Origin of the sequence: Pseudoalteromonas gelatinilytica (assembly GCF_001641615.1) — a bacterium.
Classification (GTDB): Bacteria; Pseudomonadota; Gammaproteobacteria; order Enterobacterales; family Alteromonadaceae; genus Pseudoalteromonas; species Pseudoalteromonas gelatinilytica.
This window is the reverse complement of record NZ_LRRU01000010.1, coordinates 1-23,647: the sequence shown is the minus strand read 5'-3', so window position 1 is coordinate 23,647 and position 23,647 is coordinate 1. Positions and strand designations below refer to the sequence as shown.

17 protein-coding genes and 3 tRNA genes are annotated in these 23,647 nt (G+C 41.9%); 7 read left to right on the top strand and 13 right to left on the bottom strand.

Annotation, left to right across the window (positions count from 1 at the left end; all coding sequences use genetic code 11):
* Positions 1-33 precede the first annotated feature (33 nt).
* Complete coding sequence (locus tag NH153_RS04680) at positions 34-738, top strand: response regulator transcription factor (protein ID WP_063701510.1); 705 nt, start codon at positions 34-36, stop codon at positions 736-738.
* Between the two features lie 8 nt (positions 739-746).
* On the opposite strand, the gene NH153_RS04675 is transcribed toward NH153_RS04680, so the two are convergent.
* From NH153_RS04675 to nudE, 10 genes are all read right to left on the bottom strand, one after another.
* Positions 747-2,258 carry a YifB family Mg chelatase-like AAA ATPase gene (locus NH153_RS04675; protein ID WP_063701508.1) on the bottom strand — a complete coding sequence of 504 codons (1,512 nt, stop codon included), beginning with the start codon at positions 2,256-2,258 and terminating at the stop codon, positions 747-749.
* 38 nt (positions 2,259-2,296) lie between these two features.
* A complete protein-coding gene (locus tag NH153_RS04670) occupies positions 2,297-2,911 on the bottom strand; it encodes a trimeric intracellular cation channel family protein (protein WP_063701506.1) in 615 nt (204 codons plus the stop codon).
* A 70-nt stretch (positions 2,912-2,981) separates the two neighbouring features.
* Entirely contained in the window at positions 2,982-3,353 is a 372-nt protein-coding gene (locus NH153_RS04665; RefSeq protein WP_062564682.1) for a hypothetical protein, read from the bottom strand.
* Positions 3,354-3,406: 53 nt separating this feature from the next.
* Complete coding sequence (locus tag NH153_RS04660) at positions 3,407-6,910, bottom strand: PKD domain-containing protein (protein ID WP_156503615.1); 3,504 nt, start codon at positions 6,908-6,910, stop codon at positions 3,407-3,409.
* A gap of 297 nt (positions 6,911-7,207) precedes the next feature.
* Complete coding sequence (locus NH153_RS04655) at positions 7,208-11,194, bottom strand: hybrid sensor histidine kinase/response regulator transcription factor (RefSeq protein ID WP_063701501.1); 3,987 nt, start codon at positions 11,192-11,194, stop codon at positions 7,208-7,210.
* Positions 11,195-11,747: 553 nt separating this feature from the next.
* Positions 11,748-11,824 (bottom strand) — tRNA-Met (locus NH153_RS04650).
* Positions 11,825-11,870: 46 nt separating this feature from the next.
* Positions 11,871-11,947, bottom strand: a tRNA-Met gene (locus NH153_RS04645).
* Positions 11,948-11,993: 46 nt separating this feature from the next.
* Positions 11,994-12,070: transfer RNA gene (locus tag NH153_RS04640), tRNA-Met, on the bottom strand.
* 240 nt (positions 12,071-12,310) lie between these two features.
* On the bottom strand, positions 12,311-13,108 hold the full coding sequence (cysQ, locus tag NH153_RS04635) for a 3'(2'),5'-bisphosphate nucleotidase CysQ (protein ID WP_054563939.1): 798 nt from the start codon (positions 13,106-13,108) through the stop codon (positions 12,311-12,313).
* Positions 13,101-13,673, bottom strand: coding sequence for an ADP compounds hydrolase NudE (nudE, locus tag NH153_RS04630; RefSeq protein WP_171038326.1), 573 nt, complete (start codon positions 13,671-13,673; stop codon positions 13,101-13,103). The genes cysQ and nudE overlap by 8 nt, the downstream gene beginning before the upstream one ends.
* A gap of 61 nt (positions 13,674-13,734) precedes the next feature.
* Between nudE and yrfG the strand changes: the two genes are divergently transcribed.
* Positions 13,735-14,391: a GMP/IMP nucleotidase gene (gene yrfG, locus NH153_RS04625; RefSeq protein WP_063701496.1), complete on the top strand. Its 657-nt coding sequence runs from the start codon at positions 13,735-13,737 to the stop codon at positions 14,389-14,391.
* On the opposite strand, the gene NH153_RS04620 is transcribed toward yrfG, so the two are convergent.
* Positions 14,392-15,012, bottom strand: coding sequence for a dUTP diphosphatase (locus NH153_RS04620; protein WP_055199370.1), 621 nt, complete (start codon positions 15,010-15,012; stop codon positions 14,392-14,394).
* 133 nt (positions 15,013-15,145) lie between these two features.
* Between NH153_RS04620 and NH153_RS04615 the strand changes: the two genes are divergently transcribed.
* Positions 15,146-15,775 carry a peroxiredoxin-like family protein gene (locus NH153_RS04615; protein WP_063701494.1) on the top strand — a complete coding sequence of 210 codons (630 nt, stop codon included), beginning with the start codon at positions 15,146-15,148 and terminating at the stop codon, positions 15,773-15,775.
* 32 nt (positions 15,776-15,807) lie between these two features.
* Here NH153_RS04615 and NH153_RS04610 read toward each other — a convergent pair whose 3' ends face one another.
* Together NH153_RS04610 and NH153_RS04605 are read right to left on the bottom strand one after the other, a co-directional pair.
* On the bottom strand, positions 15,808-16,176 hold the full coding sequence (locus tag NH153_RS04610) for a YacL family protein (protein WP_063701492.1): 369 nt from the start codon (positions 16,174-16,176) through the stop codon (positions 15,808-15,810).
* Positions 16,177-16,298: 122 nt separating this feature from the next.
* Entirely contained in the window at positions 16,299-16,523 is a 225-nt protein-coding gene (locus NH153_RS04605; protein WP_063701490.1) for a hypothetical protein, read from the bottom strand.
* A gap of 259 nt (positions 16,524-16,782) precedes the next feature.
* Between NH153_RS04605 and uvrD the strand changes: the two genes are divergently transcribed.
* The 4 genes from uvrD (at position 16,783) to NH153_RS04585 (ending at position 22,998) form a co-directional block, all read left to right on the top strand.
* A complete protein-coding gene (gene uvrD, locus NH153_RS04600; protein WP_063701489.1) occupies positions 16,783-18,948 on the top strand; it encodes a DNA helicase II in 2,166 nt (721 codons plus the stop codon).
* On the top strand, positions 18,926-20,995 hold the full coding sequence (locus NH153_RS04595) for a GNAT family N-acetyltransferase (RefSeq protein WP_063701486.1): 2,070 nt from the start codon (positions 18,926-18,928) through the stop codon (positions 20,993-20,995). Before uvrD ends, NH153_RS04595 begins: the two co-directional genes overlap by 23 nt.
* On the top strand, positions 20,958-22,082 hold the full coding sequence (locus NH153_RS04590) for an ABC transporter substrate-binding protein (protein WP_105175101.1): 1,125 nt from the start codon (positions 20,958-20,960) through the stop codon (positions 22,080-22,082). Before NH153_RS04595 ends, NH153_RS04590 begins: the two co-directional genes overlap by 38 nt.
* Before the next feature lie 67 nt (positions 22,083-22,149).
* The gene (locus tag NH153_RS04585) at positions 22,150-22,998 is read left to right on the top strand and encodes a CZB domain-containing protein (RefSeq protein WP_063701484.1); all 849 of its coding nucleotides are present in this window, start codon (positions 22,150-22,152) and stop codon (positions 22,996-22,998) included.
* Positions 22,999-23,647 lie beyond the last annotated feature (649 nt).

The window sequence follows — 23,647 nt, the reverse complement described above, 5'->3', positions numbered from 1 at the left end:
CATAACAACAAATCAAGTGTGAAATTAAAGCGAATGACTATTCAAGTTTTATTGGTTGAAGACGACGAACTACTCGTTAAGCGCATTCTTAATCATTTTAAAGAAACTGAGTTTAATATTGAGGTAGATTCAACGGGGGCCGATGCATTAAGCATTGTGCAATCGCGTGCGTCATCAAAAGAAGCAATTTCTTTAGCCGTTATCGACATTGTGTTACCAAAACGCGATGGGCTTTTGCTTGCCAAAGAACTTAATGCACTGACGGATATTGGCGTTATTGTGCTATCTAGTCGTGACTCGCAAGCTGACCGTATTGCTGGTCTTGCACAAGGTGCCGATGACTACATTTGCAAGCCGGTTGACTTACTTGAACTCGAACTGCGAATGCGCGCTCTTTTTAAGCGCATAAAAGGCTCTCAGCAAGATGATGAGAGTGAAGAGTTTATTGAATATGCCGACTTTAAACTACACCCAGATAACCGCACCTTGATCACCCCTAATGGTGAAGAATCACGTCTGACCGAAGCAGAGCACAAGGTACTTATTTGCCTTATTGCAAATGCCGGTAAAGCGACATCACGTGAAAAAATTTCCGAAGAAATTGGCCAGCCTGACTGGAGCCCAAGTGATCGTACCGTTGATGTGCTGATTGGCCGCTTACGTAAAAAGTTAAGCGATGAAAAAGACCAAAAACGTATCGTTACCGTTCGCGGCAAAGGCTACATGCTATCTATTTAGCAAGCTTGCTAGTACTGCGTTAATTGGCTAATTAACCGTTCAAAGGCGCGATAATTCAGCGCCTCTTTTAATTCATTTAAGGTAATTGCTGGCTGTGCTTTCAAGTCGCTAATTGTGCGTGCAACCTTGATAATGCGATGATACGAGCGTGGTGATAACGCCAGTTTCTCACTGGCTTTTGCTAAAAACTGCAGCTCAGCTGCTGCCAACTCACAATGAATACTCATTTCTTTATTGTTCAAGCGCGCATTCACTTTGCCTTGTCGGTTAAGTTGAATTGCATAAGCTCTTTCGACTCTGGCTCTTACTTGTTCACTGCTTTCTTCTACTTGCGTGCTCTGTAATTGGCTACTGGTGAGTCTCGGCAGCTCAATTTGTAAATCAATCCTATCGATAAATGGTCCAGACACCCGAGATAAGTACCGCAATACTTGATCTGGCGTTGCACGCTTATCAGTATGGCTTCCTGTGGGGCTAGGGTTTAATGCGGCGATTAGCTGGAATTGCGATGGAAATTCCATTTGTCGGGCCGCTCGCGATATAGTCACCACGCCCGTTTCCATTGGTTCACGCAGTGAATCGAGCACCTTTCTCTCAAATTCGGGCAGCTCGTCTAAAAACAATACGCCATTATGAGCAAGGGAGATCTCCCCCGGCTTAGGGTTCGAAGAGCCACCAACAAGGGCAACAGCAGAGCAAGTATGATGTGGATTTCTAAAGGGCCGTTCACGCCAATTAGATAAATCAACTGACTGACCAATTATCGAATATAGCGCAGCAGTACTAATTGCTTCATCATCCGACATGGTTGGCATAATCGTTGGCATACGCTGGGCAAGCATTGACTTGCCAGTACCTGGAGGGCCAAGAAACAATAAATTATGGCCACCAGCAGCGGCTATTTCGAGTACTCGTTTGGCACCTGGTTGGCCTTTCACGTCACTTAAATCAAGCAGTGATTCGCGCTGCGACTGCTGCTCTGGGTAGCTAATATTAAGTGGCAGAGGTTGCTGATTTAATAAGTCATTCCAGACATCTTGTAAGGAGTAAACAGCTTTTCGAGAAACGCCCGAAACAAGGCTTGCGAGATTATCGTTTTCAGCGGGTAAGAAACAACAACGACCCTGCTCTTTCGCTCCTAACACCGAAGGCAAAATAGCATTTACCCCTCTTACCTCACCATTTAAAGCCAACTCTCCGTAAAACTCATAACGATGAATATCAGGGCAGCTTATTTGCCCTGAGGCGACTAAAATACCCACAGCAATAGCCAAGTCAAAACGGCCACCTCCTTTAGGTAAATCAGCGGGCGCAAGGTTGACGGTTATTCGTTGATCTGGAAAACCAAACTGTGAGTTTTCGAGTGCGCTACGCACTCTGTCTTTTGACTCTTTGACTGACGCTTCAGGCAAGCCAACGATATGAAAAGCAGGTAAGCCGTTTCCTAAGTGTACTTCTACAATTACTTCAGGAGCTTGCACGCCCACTTGTGCACGTGAAAATATTCTAGCTAAAGACACGATCCATGATGTCCCTATCATTCATCCTTAGGTTAAGCTTAGTCGGGATATTTAAAAACGTGTAATGTCAGCTGCCATTTCATTGCAGCTAAACGCAGTGATAAGGTCATTAGCATGGCTAATACCATGGCCATTTCGGTCACGAAACCCAGTGAGATACTTAGCGTGTAAACAATTCCACCTGCGATACAGGTGATAGCATAGAGCTCGCCCTTTAATAGCATCGGCATATTTCCAGCGAGCACATCACGGATAACGCCACCAAAGCAGCCTGTGATCACCCCCATAATAATTGCGGTGGTATCAGGCATGCCTGCGAGCATGGCTTTTTGTGCGCCCATCACCGCAAAAAATGCTAAACCAAAAGCATCTGCCACTTGTAGTGCATTGAGTGAAATCGATCGCTGTTTATTGATTAAACGAGTGGTAACAAATACAGAAAGTAATATAGCCCAGAAGTAGCTTTGATCATGTAGCCAAAATACGGGTACATCTAAAATTACGTCGCGCACAGTCCCCCCCCCGATAGCAGTGACTGTGGCTAACACAACAACCCCAAAGCCATCCATTTTTTTGTCGTACGCTAATAGCGTTCCAGAAACAGCAAACACGGCTACGCCGATTAAATCAAACCAATGGTAAAGTTCAGTCATGTTTGTAACTAAAAAGTAATGTTAGTGTCGTTGTAACATAAACTTTTCAATCTTTTAAGCGAAGTTTCGATTACTCGCCTTTTTCGACCAGCTCAATAAACTTTAAACTCTGCATCATAACGCTGTCTGCAAGTGTGGAGTCTGAAAAGTAAGATTCCTTCTCAGTGGCTTTACTTGGCGCAGCTAATAAGATGTTGTAATCATCTTCTAACTCGACCCATAAGCTTCGTTCTTGAGCATTTAATTGCGCATGTTTCTTACGAACATTGTCGGCTTCATAAAATGCCTCTTGTGCTTTTAAGAATGCATCTTGTGATTCTTCGCTCATATCTTCACTTGAAAACAAACTATTACTTAAATCGCTAATGTCTTCTTGCATTGCATCCATCGTTTGGCACCCACTAAGGGTAAGAAGTAATACTGAGAAATATAACGCTTTCATAAACTAACTCCTCAAAAAAGCCCAGTAGCATTGCTGCTACTAGGCTCAGAAAATTACTGCTTAATTAAACTGCCCGATACAAAAGTATGTAGTTCGGGATCATCATTATCATCATAGATTTCAGGTACTTCAAAACCTAGCGTCGCTACACTAAAGCCACCATCAATGGTTATCACAGGCGTCATGATGACACCGTAGCCATAATTTTGTGTAGCTGTTGGTTCGCTATACATCATCAACGACCCAAGATCTAATACCCACTCTGCAGAGCGTACTTCACCATCTAATTCAAATGTTGCAGTACCATCATTGCTTATAACGACATTAGAGGTTTCTAAACCACTGCCATCATCCGCCATAAAAGTGAATACATGTGAGCCAACGAGATCTGCTTCAGTAAAGGCTGCTTGGTCAATCACTCGGGTCACTCGTTCAAAGAGGCCAAAATCATCGCCATCTTTAAACTGCATAAAGTTACCTTGTGGTTTAACAATAAAGTAAGGGTCAGCTTGTTCAATGGGATCACCATAGGTTTTCACATAGAAATCAACCTCTACTTTTTGAGTTTCTGGATCATAGGTATAGTAACCACCTGAGATACCTAACTCATTAAACTCTGTATCATGAGCAAGTTCTAAGAAAGTACCATCTTCTTTAAATACGCCAATAAAGAAATCACCATCGTAAGAGCCATATGTATAACCCCCTATCAACGGATTTGATTCGCTGTAGATTCTACTTAAAGTGATAATACCCTCACCTTCAATATCGAATGTCAGCGTATCCCTATCAACACTGGCAACGATACTACCGGCATCATCAATACCAAAACTACCATTGGTATCTTCTGTAATAGTGACAACAAATGCACCTGTTGTTTCATTCCAAGTAAAATCACCAATTTCATAGCCTGGGAATGCGGTATCGTCATCAGGGTCGTCCATTGCTTGAATTTGTAACCACTTTCCGTCACGAATAATCACCGCAACATCAGGTTCATCAGCAAGCTGCCAAGCCCCATCTAATGGATGATCCGTTGCTGGGCGCTCTATAACAACTTGCTCTTCAGCCATTGCCTTATCAAAGTACCACGCTTGTTTAGCATCTTCAGTACATGTACCTGCTTGCTCATAAACACAAATGGTTAAGAAGTGTCGATCAAAATCACTCACTTCTGCTTGCATGCTACCAAATAGTAACTTGCCTGATGCTAAACTGTAGTCGTATTGATTGACCACACCAAGATAAGTAAAGGTGATTTGATGGCTATACTCAGCCGTCATCTCATCATAAATAGTCGCTATTTTAATGGTTTCTACACCGAGCTCTCTTGCTGTATAGAGTTCAATGTAGTTAGTTGTAATTGGGTAGCCATTATCATCATAACTTGCGTTTTCTTCTAACCAATAAGGTGCGAATTTGGTTACCCCATACTCATCTGATACAGAAAAATTACGTAGGTGAGATGAATAATCTTCGACACGCTCCGAACCATCGTAGTTAAAAAAGCGATATTTGCGATAGGTAAAGTTTTGGCCATTATTAGTCGCTAATAATCGCTGCGAGAATTCACTGTATACTTGGCAAACTTCGCCTTCAGGGCAGATTGGTTGAACGCCATTACTTGTATAATAGTTGTGGCGTAAGAACACTCCCTCACTACTCACTTGCCATGAACGGAAGTTCTGATTCAAGTTAAAATTCATTAAACCATCATCATACACATCATAATGAAGGTCTGTTTGTGGTGAGTTATAGCCCTGATAAACAGTCCATTTACCCAATAGATCAGCTTTAGTAAATGAAAGCTGATTATCCTTCACCATTAAACCAGTGACAGTACGCGAGCTATCATCAGCTTTCGCTTCAAGTGATGCCGCAAATTGATAGCCAACTTGTACATTTTTAACGAGCCAAATTGCGATGTCATAACTGATATCTTCTGCGCTATTGGTTATTAGTAGTTGATTTCCATCAACTTGCCAAGCCACACTAACAGGCGCGTTATCATTATCTGTGAGCGTCCCTGTACCACCAGAAACTAGCTCAATGCTGACAGCACTACTGTAACCACCAAACTCACTTAAGTTATCTATAACCCAAGTACCAATAAGTTCATCAGCCGTCACAGCAAGTGTTTGCTGTTGTTCAATAAGGGTCGCGTTATAATTCGATTCTGTGGTTCTATACACGACATCTGAACTGGTTAGGCGAGTTTCGCTTTTGCGGAAAAATTCGACCGTTCTGTTTGCGTCGTTCTCTAAAAGAATCGTTAGATCTAACTCAACTAAGTACTCACAGGCATCTTGCTGTTCATTGTTTGCATCAGTAATCACAAAGCAACTCATCAATGCCGGCTCAGCTAGTGTAATCGTGATGTCTTGATCTTGTTGCGACCAACTAAAGTCAGTATCAACATCCAGCAAACTAACATATCCGCTACCATCAGTATTAAACTCAAACTGCCCAACTGAGGTGCGATAGTATTGCGGCTGCATTAATAAATAATTGCCAGTAAGATTATTGATTGTTTGATCAACGAGTTCATCATCATCTTTAATCTCTTCTTTTGTACTGTCGATTAATCCAGGATCTTGGCTTTCAACTGTATTTATAAAGTCATCAATTTGTTCTGCACTGGATATTAAATCAAGGGTCGTATCGACCCCCTCTGGTAGTTCATAGTCATCATTATCGACAATGATCTTGATTAACGCTGCAAGTAGCAGTTTTTCATCAGCATCAACGGCGAGCAAAGCGTCATCTAATGCCTGTTCAGAGTCGATGTCTGTACCATCGCGGCTTAAAAGTGCAAACTCTGCAGTACTAACATTAGTAATGTTTACACCGAAGTTTTCATCTTTGCTTAATGTGCCATCTGCCCCCGCTTGTGAAATAAGCGTTGCGATTGATTTCAACTGGGATACAAACTCAACACCTGGGTCAATGGCGTTATTACCTAGCGCCACCAGCTTAACCAGTTCAGCGGCATCTGAGTCATCAACCTCAATGTTTACGCTATAGCGACCTTCTGCATCAGCGGTAATCGCAAATTGTTCGTCGCCAATTTGTACCACTATACTTGAGTTAATAATCGGCTCATCCGTTACAATACCGGTAATCGTTACACTGAGCACTTTACGTTTCAGTTCAATCGTTACCTTAGCTGTGGCGGTAGCACCATCATCATCAGTAACAGTCAATGAAACAGCAACATCTGCATCTTCTTCAATTTCTGGTGCGGTGATCGTAAGTTTACTTGTATCGCTTCCGCTAAGTGTTAACTCTGGACCTGATGTTTGCTGCCATGCATAACTTGCAATTGTGCCATCACTGTCTGTTGCCGTCGCTTGTAGGACTAACTCGCCGCCTTCTGTTACGCTGCTATCACTACTAATAGATACCGTGGGATTTTTGTTTGTCGCGACAGGAGGGGTATCATCATCGTCATCACCACCTCCACCGCCTCCACCACAAGCGGTTAAAGCGACAAGACTTGTCGCTAGTAATAATTGTTTTAAATACTTTATGGAGTGAAAATTAGGGGGGCTCATCATGCTAATCCTTACATTGAGTGCTGTATTTCCCTAAAAAGAGGCAACTGCTTACACAGTTGCCATAACTCAAGGGAAGCAAAACCTATTTTGAACATGAAATAAAGGCGGGATCTCAGTGTCGTCCTTAACCATAATCTGAGTTCAGTCATGTTTGCCCGTCAAATATGAACACCAGAGATCCCATCAAAGCGATTCATTTTTCGTTAAGGTTCAAGGGTAGATTAGTTACAAGAAATAAGTATGCTGAATGCCGACAAAAATGTACTCAAATACGACATTTCAATAATAAACAACGAGTTATACATAATAGCATTGATATTCTTTCGCCGTCATACCATATTTTGCTTTGAAAAATTTAGAGAAATAGGAACGTGAAGAAAAGCCCACATCGTCTATTACTAAGCTTATTTGTCGCCCTTGCCTTAGTAATTCAGCAGCTTTACTCAGTCGATAATTACGTAAATACTCACTGGGTGTGATGTTGAGTAACACTTTTAACTTACGTTGTAATTGACGCTCACTAAGCGCTAACTCTTTCGCACAATTCATCATAGAGAAGCCTTGTTGCTGGTAATGCTCGGCAACATACCGTTCAAGGTTTTCAAGTAACTGTTTGTCACGAGGATCAACCGCGATTGATTGCTCATCCTCCACATGTTCTGGTACAGCCAAAATTTGCTGCTGAGAGTATAAGTTGACCCACTGTATCCAATTCTCAACTTTTAAAAATAGCTCTTCTCTATCAAATGGTTTGGTGATCACATCTAATGCATGCTGTTGCAAACTACTTACTCTGGTCTCATAGTCGCCCTTAGCGGTCAAAATAATCACTGGAATGTGGCATGTAACAGGCGAATTATGTAATGAATCTAACACAGTAAAGCCGTCGACCTTTGGCATCATTAAATCAGTAATAATTAAATCTGGTACTTGGCTCAGCGCTATTTGTAAACCGGCTTGACCATCTTCAGCTAATAATACTTGATAACGGTGTTGCAGCTCGGTTTTCAGGTAATGGCGCAACTCGTCATTATCTTCAATAATTAGTACACTCGCTTTGTCATGACTCACTTTTGACTTTAGACTTGTGTTATCGACAGGAACTTGATCTGCAAATTGTGCAGTTTTAAAGGCGAGTTTAAAACTGGTTCCTTCTCCTAAACGGCTTGCCAGCATAATAGTGCCTTTGTATTTATCGACCAAACGTTTAACGATAGCTAAACCAACGCCACTGCCTTCTACATTTGCATGACTACTTACTCTGTAGAATGTATCAAACACCTTGTCTTTTTCAGCGTCTGCGATGCCTTTGCCTGTGTCTGTTACTTCTATGTTGGCAAGCTCACCTGATGCGCTTACGGTTAAGCTGACTTGACCTTGTTGAGTATATTTAAAGGCATTACTTAATAGGTTGGTAAGAATCGTGATCACTCCTTCTCGGGTACTTTCAATAAATACAGCCTCTTCAATATCAACCTGAAAGTCGATGGACTTTTCACCTAACACAGCAAACTGCCCCGCGACCTCTCTGGCTATTGCCGATAATGACACTACTTTAATAATCTCTTCATGGCGCTCATCATATCGAGTCAAGGTTAATAGCTTATCGACCAAGTTTTCTAAGCGCCGGCTATTACGCAATACCAAGTTCAATTGCTCACGCTTTTCAGTATTTCGTTCATCTGCGATTAGCTTTTGCAACGGCGCAATCAACAAACTCAAAGGAGTGCGTAATTCATGAGATGCATGAGTGAAAAAACGCACTTTATTTTCGAGTGAGTCACTCAGAGCATCAGCTTGCTGTTCGATTAGCATTTTTTGCTCTGCGATTTCGTCAGTGCGCTCGGTGACGATTTGCTCCAGATAATATTTTTGTTGGCGAATCCGCCGAGTCCAAAGCACTGTGAATAGCCACACCATCGCCAACATCAGCATAACTGTTAACAGATAAAACTCACTTGTTTGCCACCAAGGAGCAAGAACGGTTATGTTTAACAGTAATGGGGTAAGTGCATTAGCACCATTTTCACTACTGGCATTTACAATCAACTGATATTCACCTGCAGGAAGGTTAGTGTAGTCAACAGCCAAATTCGGGCCAGTTACCTTGCGCCATTGCTGCTCAAAGCCAGCTAACTGATAAGAATACTGATTAGTTTGCGGCTCAGAGTAGTGCAGATAACTTACCTGGAAATGAACCCGTTTTATGCCCGCAGGAATAGTCACTGTACGGCTTTTTTCTATTTGATATAAACTGCCTAAACGACCTTCACCTTGATTTACCACATTCTCATCATCAAATTGCAAACTGGTAAGCGCTAATTGCCCACCAATAGTATTAACTTCAAGGTCAGCAGGATTAATCACACTAACCCCTTGTGTGCCACCAAACATCAAGCGGCCATCACGGGTTTTTAAATAAGCACCGGCATTAAATTCATTACCTTGTAAGCCATGGCGAGCTTTATAGTTTTTAATGCTCATGGTTGCAGGATCTATTTTAGCGAGACCGTTATTAGTACTTAGCCAGACCCAATCTTCGTTGTCTTTTAACAACGCATAAACGACTTGATTAGGAAGGCCTTGAGCGACATTAAACTGATGAACTTGCTGGTTGCTCAAATCAATAATATTTAAGCCGTTCGACGTTGCGAGCCACATTTGCTGGTCAATTTCTAAAAATGCACGCACTGTATTATCAGATAAAGCCAGGTCCCCTTTACGATAATTAGTGAGGGTATCGGTTGCAGCATTGTAATGATAAGCCCCATCACCATCTGTACCTATCCACAGATCTGCTTGCGAGGTTTTATATAAACTCGTCACCCGCGCCGTTGGAATTACCAGTTGTGTACTAGCTACAGGCTGTGCAAAACTAATAAATTTGCCACGCTTCCTATCAAAACAAAACAGTCCTCCTCCATTCGTGCCGACCCAAACATTATTTTTCTCATCAACTAAAAGGGCATATATACTGTTTTCAGTTAAGCCATGCTCACCTTCATCTGCTCGAAAGTGACTGATGCTGCCATCGGTATGCAAAACATCAATCCCTTGCTGCCAGCTGCCAATCCATATATCGCCATTACGATCTTCGGCGATGGCTTTAATTGCATTACTGCTTATTGAGTACGGTGAACTTTCGGTGGTTATGCGATCTAAACGATTTAATTGCTGATCAAGAATATCGATACCGCCACCCCAGCTGCCATACCAAATACGTTGCTTTGAGTCTTCAAATAACGCCCACGCATCGTTACTTGAAAGTGGCGTTGGCTTTTTTAACTTACTAAATTGTAATGATGCGGGGTCGAGCTTACTGATCCCATGTGCAGTACCAAACCACATGATGTCACTACTGTCTCGATAGATACTATATACCCGGTCATGGGCAAGACTATATTTATCAAACGGGTCATGCGCTAAAACGGTGAAACTTGCATCAATGGGGTTGTAAACATTAATTCCGCCGCCTCGCGTTGCTAGCCAAACTCGGCCCTGGCTATCAAACTCAATATCACGAATTTCATTGCTACTAAGCCCAGAATTATCATCATTAGAAGTTAACCACTGCGTTATTGTTTTGGTACTAAGCTCAATCTTATATAAACCGCCGCCCTGACTTGCCAACCAAATACTGCCATCGGCGGCCTGTTTGATTGCAAAGATACTGGCATGAATATTTACTGGCTCAGCAAAGCCAGAAAAAACAGTATTAATTTGTTGTTTATTAATAAGATCATAATGAAGTAACCCAGCTCCATGCGTTCCTATCCAAAGTATGTCAGCGATTTTTGATAGCGCATAAATAGGCTTTTTTAACCCTGTTATTAAGGTTTCAAGTTGCTCTGTTCGCTTATCGTAACGAAATAGGCTGCCGTCGTAAGTGCCAATATAAACTTGCTGTTGCGCCACCAATAAACTGGTAATACGGCGCTCTTTTAAAAGCGGCTCAGAAAATTGATAATTATGTAATGCGAGTTGGTTTACACCACTATTTCGAGTACCTATAAATAGCTGTGATTCGCTATCAAGTGCCAACGGATAGATATAGTTATTCGCTAGGCTATTTTCCTCATCAGATGCTGTGAATACAGTAAATTCATTGCCATCAAAGCGATTTAAGCCTGCCTGTGTTGCAATCCACATGAAACCTTGCTGATCTTGCACAATATCGAACACAACACTTTGCGATAGACCATCATCAATATCGTAATTATGAAATGCAGACCAAGCTGAAGGTAAAAACAGAACTACTAAGAGCGCTATAAAAAAACGGATCATCCCTAAATCTACACATTTATTATTAGTTATTAATCAAGCGTAGTTCAGTTCAGCTAACATTCATAATCATTTCCCAATTTAGGGATGAATAACTAGGAAAGATATCAAGGAGTTGGATTTAGATGTGAGTTAGCGAGTTAGCGAGTTAGCGAGTTAGCGAGTTAGCGAGTTAGCGAGTTAGCGAGTTAGCGGGGTAAAGGTGCTAGGTGCTAGGTTCTAGGTTCTAGGTCAAGCCTATCGCTCTGATCAACTGACGTCTGACGGCTGAAAGCTGATAGCTCTGTTTATGTTGGGTTTCGCTGCGCTCAAACCAACCTACCCGTAGAATTAACGGGTGAATTTTGAGAGCGAACCGACGACCTTCGGGCTCTGAGCCTGAATTCCAGACATAAAAAAACACGCTTTCGCGTGTCTAGTATTACATATTAATTTTTAATTTCAGTTGGTTGCGGGGGCTGTGAATTTTGAGAGCGAACCGACGAACTTCGGGCTCTGAACCTGAATTTCAGGCATAAAAAAACACGCTTTCGCGTGCCTATTATATAATTTCAGTTGGTTGCGGGAGCCGGATTTGAACCGACGACCTTCGGGTTATGAGCCCGACGAGCTACCAGGCTGCTCCATCCCGCGCCTGAAATTATTAAGTTTATTTTACTTCTCACTTAATTTAAGAAGTTGGTTGCGGGAGCCGGATTTGAACCGACGACCTTCGGGTTATGAGCCCGACGAGCTACCAGGCTGCTCCATCCCGCGCCTGAAATTATTAAGTTTATTTTACTTCTCACTTAATTTAAGAAGTTGGTTGCGGGAGCCGGATTTGAACCGACGACCTTCGGGTTATGAGCCCGACGAGCTACCAGGCTGCTCCATCCCGCGCCTGTATGTTTATAGTCCCAGAAGCCGGATTTAAACCGACGACCTTCGACTTCAGGTATTAGCGAGTCCGACGAATGATTTATCATTCTGCTCCATCCCGCGCCTGTAATCTCTTAGTAACATGAGCATGTTAACGACGCCCTGTTTCAAAGAGAGCGCTATCATATAGCAATAAGATTAGAAATCAAGGGTTATAGTGATAAATTTAACTCAAACGAACAAAAAGCACACAAAACAAAGCTAAAATGCACGCTGATGAGGACTAATCATTTTTTGCCATTCCCAATCCGGGTGACCCATCACAATAAAATCTGGGTTTTCTGTGCTTTCTCGTTGATTGTAAGTTAACGGGTTAAATTCAGCATCTGTAATGCAACCACCGGCTTCTTCTACAATCACTTGTGACGCGCCGGTATCCCACTCACCTGTTGGCCCGATACGTAAAAAGCAATCCGCTTTACCTTCAGCGATAATACACGCTTTTAATGAACATGAGCCTAATGCCACTGTCGCAAACTGAGTATTTAGATACTGGCTGACCGCTTCAATTTTTTGTCTGCGGCTTACAGCTAAGGTTAAATTATCGGGTGTTGCTACCGAAATTTGCTGATCTTGGCCATTTTCACGTTTAAACGCGCCATTTTGATAACTTGCAAAATAAGTCACTTGTTTCGCTGGCCAATGAATAACACCCAGCACTGGGCGATTATTTTCAACTAATGCGATATTAACTGCAAAATCACCGCTTTCCAGAATAAACTCCCCAGTACCATCCATAGGATCAAGCAGCCAATAACGGTGCCAATCTTTTCTGTCTGCCAGCGCTGGAATGGGTGTTTCTTCTGACATAATTGGAATATCAGGGGCTAGGGTCTTCAAACCTGCCATTAATACGTCATTTGATGCTAAGTCAGCCTTGGTGACCGGAGTATGATCTGACTTTTGCTCAGCACCAATATCATCCTGCTGATAAATGGCCATAATGGCATCGCCTGCTTGCTCAGCTAACCGAATACACGGTTCTAAAAAATCATTCATTGCCCGCTCCCGACTCTAAGTACTTTGTTAATAATAGCAAAGCTGCGACACTTCGTGCTTCAGTAAAGTCTTCTTGTTGCAATAATGATTGCCAATCAGTTATTGGCCATTTAACAACGACAAGCGGTTCAGGCTCATCACCAGGTAAGGTTTCAGTGTAGAGATCTTCAGCATACAAAATATGCATAGTGGCATTAAAGTAACTTGGCGCCATGCTAACTTTTTTAAGTTCAGCGAAATGTTTAGCACCAAAGCCAACTTCTTCTTTCAGCTCACGGTCTGCAGCTTGCTGAGGTGTTTCGCCTGGGTCAATTAAGCCCTTAGGAAAGCCCAACTGATAATCATTGGTACCTGCACAATATTCTCGCACTAATAACAGTTCGTTATCGGCCGTTACTGGCACGATCATAACAGCCCCCCTACCACCGCCACGAATTCTTTCGTATTGCCTTTGCTCATCATTTGAGAACTTCAATTCGAGCGATTCAACAGTAAATAGTCGACTTTTAGCGACAACTTCATTAGACAAAATTTGCGGTGGTGTAGGATGCTTTTTCTGTGTCATTGGCATTAATTTGCTATCATGGCAGTTATGCTCATCATAAATCTTTTAAAGTGAATTGCCTATGTTAAATTGGTCAAAAATCGATACTGTGTTGTTAGATATGGATGGCACCTTACTCGATTTGCATTTTGATAATTATTTCTGGCTTACTGTTATTCCCGAGCAATATGCACGTAAACATAAAATCAGTTTAGACGCAGCAAAAGCTGACATTTTGCACCGTTATCAACAAGTTCACGGACAAATTAATTGGTACTGTTTAGATTATTGGCAACAGCAACTTGATTTACCAATTATGGCGCTAAAACGTGAGATTCAACATTTAATCAGAATTCGTGAAGATGTTCCGCCTTTCTTAACTGAACTGAGAAAAGCAGGCAAGCAATTGATCATGCTTACTAACGCGCACCCAGATTGTGCCATGTTAAAGTTTGAACATACTGCTATCGATAATTACTTAGACGGGGTGATCTCAACTCACCAATATGGCGTGAGTAAAGAGCATCAACCATTATGGCAACAAGTCCACCAAGAATGGCAGTTTGATAAGGAACGGACTTTATTTGTGGACGACAGCCCTGCCGTACTAGATGCGGCAAAAGAGTTTGGTATCGGCCATATACTTGCGGTTGCCAACCCTGATAGTCAGCAACCGCATAAGCAATTTGATGGCTTTTTATCGACCATCGATTTTCGCGAGTTTATCCCCGTTAAATAATTACTTCGGGTAACGCTGCTCTAAGCCTTGGTATACAAGTTTTGCAAAATCTGCATGCTCTGTATCGAGGCTTTTTACCACTTCAACTAAGTGCTCGTTATCTTCTTGGCCATTCCACACTTTGATATAACTACCGTCTTTGTAGCCATGATCTTGGCGGAAGAAGTTCAAGGTATTTTTACCAACGTAGCCACGGTATAAATCATCGATATCCATACCAATTTGCGCCATACAACCTGCAAATGCAGCGGCATTAAAACTCTTTTCAGCAACAGCTGATGCGGCTAATAATTCGAGTGTTTGTTTAAAATCATCGGCTTGAACTGGTGCACTTAACTCAGCTTCAAGTTGCGCAGCCAACTGCTCATAGCTGGTTTCACCATCAATACGTAAAGATAAACCAAAATGGAAAATATCAACTAACTCTAAAATAACTTGTTCTGTATCTGGGGTTTGTTTTTTCCACCACTTCCAACCGTAGTGATCAAGCATTTCAGCACACTCAACCCAAATTGCACGATACCATTCAAAACCTTGGCTAAACCATTGCTCATGAACTTTGGTATTCATCGCATTTTGCATTTCGAGCATAACAACGAGTTTTTGTAAATTAGCAGACATTCTTTATCCCAACTTGCATTTTTTATTTGCCTATATACTACAGTTAAATTTGAGTTTGATGTAGGTAAAGATGAAATAAATCCCGCAACAATCAGGTCATCTTTGCAGTTGATAAAAATAACCGAGGAAGCCCATGTTTAAATCCCTATTCATTAGTGTACTGTTTGTACTATCAAGCCACGTTATCGCTGCAACTGCGACCAATATTGCCGAGTCAGCAGAGCAAGTTAGTCCGTTATTACCTGGCTTAACGGTGCCAAATGTTGAATTGAAAGACCAATACGGTAAAACCGTCTCGCTCGCTGAGCGCTTTAAAGAGAAAACCACTGTGCTGATTGTTTATCGTGGTGGCTGGTGTCCATATTGTTCAAAGCAATTGGCCAGCGTGCAAAAAATTGAGAAAGAATTAGCAAATTTAAACGCGCAATTAATTGCCGTTTCACCAGATAGCCCTGAAAAACTCGCTGAAACAAAAATTACAGCTCCTAGCTATCAATTGCTTTCTGACGACAGCCTCACTTTGGCGCAAACGTTAGGTCTAGCGTTTTACTTAGATGACAAAACAGCAAAGATTTACCGCAATAAGCTTGGGGTTAACTTTGTCTCGTTAGAGGGTGAAGCGAAAGTAGCACTGCCAGTACCCGCAGTATTCGTGATAGATACAAATGGGTTAGTTCATTTTCAATACGCCAACCCAAATTACAAAGTCCGCTTAACAGAAGATTTATTACTAGCCGCTGTTAAATCAGTTAGCGAGCAATAATTTAGTAATCGATAAGCAGACCATGCGTCTGCTTATCGGCCTTGTGTAAATTCTTGCCAAGATTCAATTAAATCAACAAAGTCTTCAAAACCACAGCCACTGCACAGGCCTTCTTCTTCAAGCATTAAATCATCATCTTGGTAGGCAACTAAGTCTTCGTTGTCTTGATGTAATGCATGAGCTTCGAATAGCGCTTCGTCTTTACTTAAGATCAAATCAATTTCTTGACCCTGTAAGGTTAAAGGCTCATGACTGCTCTTAACCGCAGAGATCAACGCTTGCACCATCGCGATTTTTTCTTTGCCGACTTCTTCATTTAGCCAACGGCCAATAACTGCATGCTCAGAGGAGATTTTAATGCGTAAACCGCTAATAGGATCGCGGATAAATTGATATTCCATGGAGGGTACTCATAATACGTTATCTGCTAATTATACCGTTTGCAGCTAAACGTGGCGAGTTTTGTAGCTTTAAAGCAGCACGAGCGCCAACGTGGCGCTCGTGTTTATGCTATTTAAAATAGCTAGACTCTCGATTTGAAACGCGCAGCATCAATAATCGCCCATAGGTATACGATTGGCAGTAAAATAAAGCCAACTGCAACATAAATTAGTGCACCACTAATAACCCATGCTAAAAAGAATGCAATAGCCGCCATTAAACGACCTTGTACCAATTGTCCTAAACCAGGAAAAAAGATATTACATATTGCTGCGATTACATTACCGCCAGAACCTTGCTCTGCCATACTAACCTCTGTAGTTTTTAATGATTATACTTTTAGTAAACACACTTTATGCCAACTTATTATGGCTTACAAATCAAAGCGTTAAAAAGTTACGTTATTTTGATTTTAGTTTTTTTTGCTAAAAATCGGTCAAATTCACAATTTTTATACTTCAATTTTAATGACTTGCCCAAATAGCTGTTTATAAAAACAGTATTTTATTTAGCCTTGCATAAACACCTGTTATACTCCACCCATTATAGATTGAAAAGGCGTAACGATGGACGTTTCTGAATTACTCGATGGCTTAAATGACAAACAACGGGATGCAGTCGCAGCCCCATTGCAAAATATGCTAGTACTTGCAGGTGCAGGTTCTGGTAAAACTCGAGTACTTGTTCATCGCATCGCATGGCTCATGCAAGTTGAGCAAGCTTCTGCATACAGCATCTTTGCGGTAACCTTCACTAACAAAGCCGCGAAAGAAATGCGCACTCGTGTAGAAGAAACCTTAAAAGCACCGGTTGGTGGTATGTGGATTGGTACTTTCCACGGCTTATCTCATCGTATTCTGCGCGCCCATCACCGTGAAGCGAACTTGCCTGAAAGCTTTCAAATTTTAGATTCTGACGATCAACAACGTATGATCAAACGCTTACTTAAAGCGATGAACATCGATGATAAAAAGTGGCCAGCAAAACAATTTGGTTGGTATATCAGCGCGAAAAAAGATGAAGGTCTGCGACCTAAAGACATTCAAGCCTACGATATTAATGAGCAAATGATGCTGAAAGTCTATGCTGCATATCAAGAGGCTTGTGACCGTGCAGGTTTAGTCGACTTTGCAGAAATACTGCTGCGCTGCTACGAAGTACTTAAAAACCACCCAACACTTTTACGTCATTATCAACAGCGTTTTGCCCATATGCTGGTCGACGAGTTCCAGGATACTAATACTATTCAGTATGCCTGGTTAAAATTACTCGCAGGTGACACTAACAGTATTATGATCGTAGGTGATGATGACCAAAGTATCTATGGCTGGCGTGGCGCAAAAATTGAGAATATCAAACGCTTTTTAACTGACTTCGAAGCCGAAACCATTCGCCTTGAACAAAATTACCGTTCAACGGCAACAATCTTGAAAGCATCAAATGCGCTGATCAAAAACAATGCTGAACGCATGGGTAAAAGCCTGTGGACAGACGGCAATGATGGTGAGCCTATTTCTGTTTACGCTGCGTTTAATGAGTTAGACGAAGCGCGCTTTGTCAGCAGCAAACTACGTAGCTGGCTAAATGCAGGTAATGCATTACAAGATGCCGCCATTTTATACCGTAACAATGCGCAATCTCGTGTACTCGAGGAAGCGATGCTACAAGAAGGTTTAAAATACCGTATTTACGGCGGTATGCGCTTCTTCGAGCGCCAAGAGATCAAAGATGCACTTTCGTATTTACGTTTAGTGGGTAACCGTCAAGATGATGCTGCTTTCGAGCGCGTTATTAACACCCCTGCTCGCGGCATTGGTGATAAAACACTAAGCCACATTCGTGATTGCGCGCGCAATGAGTCATTGCCACTTTGGTATGCCGCAAAAGCTATTATCGAGCAGCAGCACTTATCTGGCCGTGCAGCGAGTGCCGTCACTAAATTCTTAGAGCTTGTTGAGCATATCGAAGATAAGATCAGCGATCTCACCTTAGAAGAGCAAGCGAAATACGCCATTCAAAGCTCGGGGTTAATGGCAATGTATCAAGCTGAAAAAGGTGAAAAAGGCCGTGCCCGCGTAGAAAACTTAGAAGAGCTAATTAGTGCTTGTGGTCAATATGAACTCCCAGAAGATGAAGAGTTCAGCTCACCACTACAGGGCTTTTTGGCTTATACCTCACTAGAATCTGGCGAAGGTCAAGCTGACGAGCACGAAGACGCGGTGCAAATGATGACTCTGCACTCAGCAAAAGGCCTAGAATTCCCACTGGTATTTATGGTTGGTGTTGAAGAGGGCATGTTCCCATCACAACAAAGTAATGAAGAGTCTGGTCGTTTAGAAGAAGAACGTCGCCTCTGCTATGTTGGTATGACTCGCGCAATGGAAAAACTATACATTAGCCATGCAGAAAGTCGCCGTTTATACGGACAAGAAAAATACCACAGCCCATCACGCTTTTTACGCGAAATGCCTGAAGACTGTATCGAAGAAATTCGTATTAAAACACAGGTTTCAAGACCACCTGCGGCAGGTCGTTTTAGTCCGTCAGTAACACATGCCGCATTTGAAGATAGCGGCTTTAACTTAGGGCAACGCGTATTACACGCTAAGTTCGGTGCAGGAACCGTACTCAATTACGAAGGTAGCGGCGCACAGTCACGTATTCAAGTGAACTTTGATGACCTAGGCAGCAAATGGCTTGTAACACAGTATGCAAGACTTCAAGCCTTATAATGAGTATATAACAGCACTGTGTAATGAGCTGGTGATTGCAAAGCATCGCCAGCTTGTCTTTGTGCAAGGCAGCGAAACTTGGTGCTATCAGTTTGCAAACCAATTAGCGCTTAAAAATACCTATGTTTTCAGTAGCAACTCATTATTAGCAAATAGTGAGTTTCCAAAACATGCTCACCAAATTCTTGGTCAAGAGTTTCATCACGCAATTTTTGATGGTTTTAGCGGTTTATATGCCAATAAACTAGCCGCGCTTGCAGGTACCGTAAAAGCAGGCGGTGTACTGATATTATTGCTGCCCGATGACGATAAGTGGCAAGACCCAGCACTCACAAGTATCACCTCTTATGGCGAAGAGGTTAAACACAGCTTTTTTAATCAGCGCTTTTTCGCCAAGCTAAAATTGCAGCCACATTATTTTACTGAGCACTCGCTTCCTAGTTACCAATCAATTTCGCCAGCAAATGCTGAGATAAATTATCAGCAACAACAAGCATGTGTAGAGCAAATTATTAAAACCGCGACAGGGCGCGCTAATCGTCCTTTCGTGATCAGTGCAGACCGAGGTCGTGGTAAGTCAGCTGCTTTAGGGCTTGCAGCAGCATGTCTTCAAGATAAAAAAATCCTTATTTGTGCCACCCAAGCCAAAGCCGTACAAACAAGCTTTAAACATTTAGCCGCTGAGCTTGGTGTTAGCAAAGAGCAAAACTGTAAGCAGCTAGCTAACCTTAGCTATATTGCGCCAGATACACTGCTAAACGAAAAACCTGATTGCGATCTGTTATTTGTCGACGAAGCAGCAGCGATTCCGGTTCCTATGCTATTGCAGATCCTAAAAAGTTATCCACGGATCGTATTTGCCAGCACTATGGTTGGTTATGAAGGAAATGGGCGTGGTTACACGTTACGTTTTTTACATTACTTACGTAGCCAATATAAATCGCTAAAGGCAGTTACTCTGGATGAACCTATTCGTTTTGCTAAACGTGACCCCCTCGAAAATAGCCTACGCGAACTATTACTACTCGATGCAAAGTACCTAGAAGCGCAAAGTGGTAATTCTTACCAATTTGAAAGCATAAGCAAAGAGCAACTCATTGATGATGAGCAGCTGCTTAGCCAAATTATGGCGCTATTGGCGTTAGCTCATTATCAAACTACGGTAAACGACTTACGCCAATTGCTTGATGCCCCAGAGTTACAACTATCGATCTGCAAACAAGAAAGTACATTAAAAGCCGTTTGCTTAATTGCTATTGAGGGTGGCTTAACACCAGAAATCGCAGAGCAGGTTATAAGAGGAAAGCGTCGGCCACATGGTCATTTAATGGCGCAAACTCTGACTCAATTGAGCCGAAATACAGAAGACTTGTGTAAACACTCAGCGAGAGTCGTGAGAATAGCTGTTGCACCTGAATGTCATCAACAAGGTATTGGCTCAGCCCTGTTAAACTACTGCGAAAGCCAATTAAATAATTGCAGTTATTTTGGTGCCAGCTTTGGCGCCAATGCAGCGTTAGTTAAGTTTTGGCAAAGTAATGGCTTTAATGTTGTTAAGCTTGGATTTAGTCATGACAAAGCAACGGCTGAACATGCTGCTTTAGTGATTAAAGCGTTAGATAAGCAAACTTCAGATAGCGCAGAACTCTTTATAGAGGAGTTTAAGCAAGACCTGTCTTTGCAACTCCTTGGTCACTTTAGCTCGCTTCCTTGGCAGCTTATTGCAGAGCTATTCAAAAGCTTACCAAAAAGTGACTATTCTCCTGCCTTAGATGCAAGAGCTGAGCGACTGTTAATTGGTGATATTAACCTCTTCCAAGTGCAGCCATTGCTATGGCAAATGATTTGGAGCACACCAATTAGTCTAAATTTATTAGATGAACATACAAAATTCATCCTTATTCGACTAGTATTACAGCAAACCTCTGTAAATAGCTTAATCGATGAAGCCGGTTTTACAGGTAAAAAAGACTTAGACTCACAGTTCAAAACCGCAGTGCAAGGTTGGTATGCTCACTATAAATCACTTCAAAATCACAGCCATTAAGTGTTTATGTATTTATACCTTGCTGCTATCTCAGATAGCTTTAGCTGAACACGCACAGCCTACCATTAAACTAGGCATGTCCACTGCACTCACAGGACCGGCAAAGCAAATAGGCGAACAACTGGCGCTTGGCAGTAATATTTACTTTAATAAAATCAACAAAGAAAACGGTATTAATGGGCAAAGTATCGATCTGATATTAGCTGATGATGGCTACGAGCCAAAAAATACCGTAGTGAATACCCGCGAGTTTTTATTTGATCGAAAGATCCATGCAATTTTTGGCTCTATGGGCACACCAACAGCTCATGCAATTAAACCTTTACTGGATAGGCACCGCATTCCTTTTCTAATGCCATTTACAGGCGCTGATTTTTTACATAACAGCTCAATGCCAAATGTATTTAATCTTCGAGCGAGCTACCAAGATGAAGCCATAGAGCAGATTAATTATTTCGTGAAAGAGCGTAAGCATGAAAAAATTGGCTTGATGATCCAAGCCGATGAGTTTGGCTATATGGTAGAAAACAACCTTGTTAATGCGTTAAAAATACATGGTATTAAACCTGTAGAAGTCGCTCGGTTTAAGCGCAATAGTGATGATATTTCAAAAGCTTTAGCGCTTCTAAAAGAAAGTAAAGCAACCGCAATTTGTTTAGTCGGCACTTACGAGCCTCTCGCTGAATTCATTAATGCAGCAAACAAACAAAGCTTCAACCCAGATTATACTTCGGTGTCTTTCGTTTCGAGCCATGATTTATATCAGCGAGTTAAACAGCCCGCCAACATTATGGTCACTGAAGTGGTTCCCGACCCTAATAACTGTAAAAACCCTTGGTGTAAGCAGTTTATTGAAGATATCGAGCCTTATCACACGAGTGCAAATAGAATTATATTTGAAGGTTATTTGAATGCCGTTGCCTTGGTTAGCGCTGCCCAAAAATGCCCAACGCCACTAAACAATCAATGTCTGCTGACCGAGCTAAATCATCTCTTTACTGACACATCAGATTTCGCTGATCTATTTAACACTCACACTGCGGGAAATAACAAAAAAATCTACCGCTCATATTTTAAAAGTAATTAGGTTAAACTACGACTAAATTACAATAATGTTCTATGCTATAGAGACTTAACAAGGCTTTGAGGGAAATATGGATCTGATTAATTTTCGAGTTGGCCAAAAGACCATTTCACTAAAAATTCTCGATATTCTTCTAACTGAGCGTTACGAAGGAAATTTAACGTCGTTGCCAAATGAAAATAAAAGCTTCATTGGGGTTAAAGATTATATGGAAACCCCAACGCCTATCTTTGATTTAGGAATTGTATTAAACAATCACTCAACCAAAGAGACCAATAGCGAATTATCTGACCTTTTAGTCGAAAGAGAAAAAGACCATTTAGATTGGCTAGATGCCTTAGAAAATAGCCTAGTAACAGGTGCACCTTTTACAAAAGCCACAGATCCAGACAAATGCGCTTTTGGTCGCTGGTATAACAATTTTGAAACCGATAACGAAGACTTACAAAGTATCTTAGCCAAGTTTGATAAGCCACACCGTGAATTACATGCCATGGCCGGTGAATTATTAGAATTACAAAAGAGCCAACCTCACGACAAAGTAATCAGCTTATTTGCAGAGAAAAAGCGCCAAACATTCAACCAACTTATTAGACTGTTTGAATCGGCACGTGAGCAGATCATTCTTGATTATAAGCCTATCATCATCTTCACCACAAAAGATGGCGTAACACCTCATATAGGCCTTCTAGTCGACAAAGTAGAAGACAACATCAACGTGAAGAAAGAAGATATCAAACCATTAGACCAACTTACCTCTGTGGGTTTTGATGTTGATCCGCAAACTAAAAACATGATGCGCGGACTAATCAAAATGAAGCATAAACACAGCTTATTATTAGACCCAAGCGCCATTTTCCGCCCTGAGCACCTCATGCGCCACGAAGCAGAAGAAACCGAAGAGTATGGGCTTTTTTAGTCGCTAGTTAGCAAGTTTGAAAGGGTAAAGTTAGCGAGGGGAAAGTTTTAAGGTCTGGCGTAGGTTGGGTAGAGCGAAGTGAAACCCAACACAGAGCTATCAGCTTTCAGCCGTCAGCGATCAGCTGCGCGGTGTGGGTGTTTGGTGCAGCGTCTTCCTCTGCTCTAGGTTTTAGGTTCTAGGTAAAGTGTACTTGTAGGAATGGCTTTAGCCATGAATGTTTTGCTAAGGTCTAGATTCGGCACTGAAGTGCCTCCTACGGGGTTTGTTGCTGAGGGTGACTCTGTACTAAACAAACCAACAGTTCAACTTTACCCTTGCTAACTAACAACTCGCTAACTATTTAGCCGTGAATGTATTTGTTATGGTCTAGATTCGGCACTGAAATGCCTCCTACGGGGGGTGTTGCTGAGGGTGACTCTTTACTAAACAACCCCACAGATCAACTTTACCCTTGCTAACTTGCAACTCGCTAACTCTGACATCTAATCTCTAACCACTGATATCTCTGTATTTCAGCTGACGTCTGACGGCTGAAAGCTGACAGCTCCCAGACGCAAAAAAGCCCGACTCTTTCGAATCGGGCTTTCTTTAATTTGGAGCCTGGCGATGTCCTACTTTCACATGGCAAATGCCACACTATCATCGG

Bases quoted from the DNA above. Each gene is read 5' to 3' on its own strand.
- NH153_RS04680 (WP_063701510.1), top strand. From the start codon at position 34: ATGACTATTCAAGTTTTATTGGTTGAAGACGACGAACTACTCGTTAAG.
- NH153_RS04670 (WP_063701506.1), bottom strand. From the start codon at position 2,911: ATGACTGAACTTTACCATTGGTTTGATTTAATCGGCGTAGCCGTGTTT.
- NH153_RS04665 (WP_062564682.1), bottom strand. From the start codon at position 3,353: ATGAAAGCGTTATATTTCTCAGTATTACTTCTTACCCTTAGTGGGTGC.
- NH153_RS04660 (WP_156503615.1), bottom strand. From the start codon at position 6,910: ATGATGAGCCCCCCTAATTTTCACTCCATAAAGTATTTAAAACAATTA.
- NH153_RS04655 (WP_063701501.1), bottom strand. From the start codon at position 11,194: ATGATCCGTTTTTTTATAGCGCTCTTAGTAGTTCTGTTTTTACCTTCA.
- cysQ (WP_054563939.1), bottom strand. From the start codon at position 13,108: ATGAATGATTTTTTAGAACCGTGTATTCGGTTAGCTGAGCAAGCAGGC.
- nudE (WP_171038326.1), bottom strand. From the start codon at position 13,673: ATGACACAGAAAAAGCATCCTACACCACCGCAAATTTTGTCTAATGAA.
- yrfG (WP_063701496.1), top strand. From the start codon at position 13,735: ATGTTAAATTGGTCAAAAATCGATACTGTGTTGTTAGATATGGATGGC.
- NH153_RS04620 (WP_055199370.1), bottom strand. From the start codon at position 15,012: ATGTCTGCTAATTTACAAAAACTCGTTGTTATGCTCGAAATGCAAAAT.
- NH153_RS04615 (WP_063701494.1), top strand. From the start codon at position 15,146: ATGTTTAAATCCCTATTCATTAGTGTACTGTTTGTACTATCAAGCCAC.
- NH153_RS04610 (WP_063701492.1), bottom strand. From the start codon at position 16,176: ATGGAATATCAATTTATCCGCGATCCTATTAGCGGTTTACGCATTAAA.
- NH153_RS04605 (WP_063701490.1), bottom strand. From the start codon at position 16,523: ATGGCAGAGCAAGGTTCTGGCGGTAATGTAATCGCAGCAATATGTAAT.
- uvrD (WP_063701489.1), top strand. From the start codon at position 16,783: ATGGACGTTTCTGAATTACTCGATGGCTTAAATGACAAACAACGGGAT.
- NH153_RS04595 (WP_063701486.1), top strand. From the start codon at position 18,926: ATGCAAGACTTCAAGCCTTATAATGAGTATATAACAGCACTGTGTAAT.
- NH153_RS04590 (WP_105175101.1), top strand. From the start codon at position 20,958: ATGCTCACTATAAATCACTTCAAAATCACAGCCATTAAGTGTTTATGT.
- NH153_RS04585 (WP_063701484.1), top strand. From the start codon at position 22,150: ATGGATCTGATTAATTTTCGAGTTGGCCAAAAGACCATTTCACTAAAA.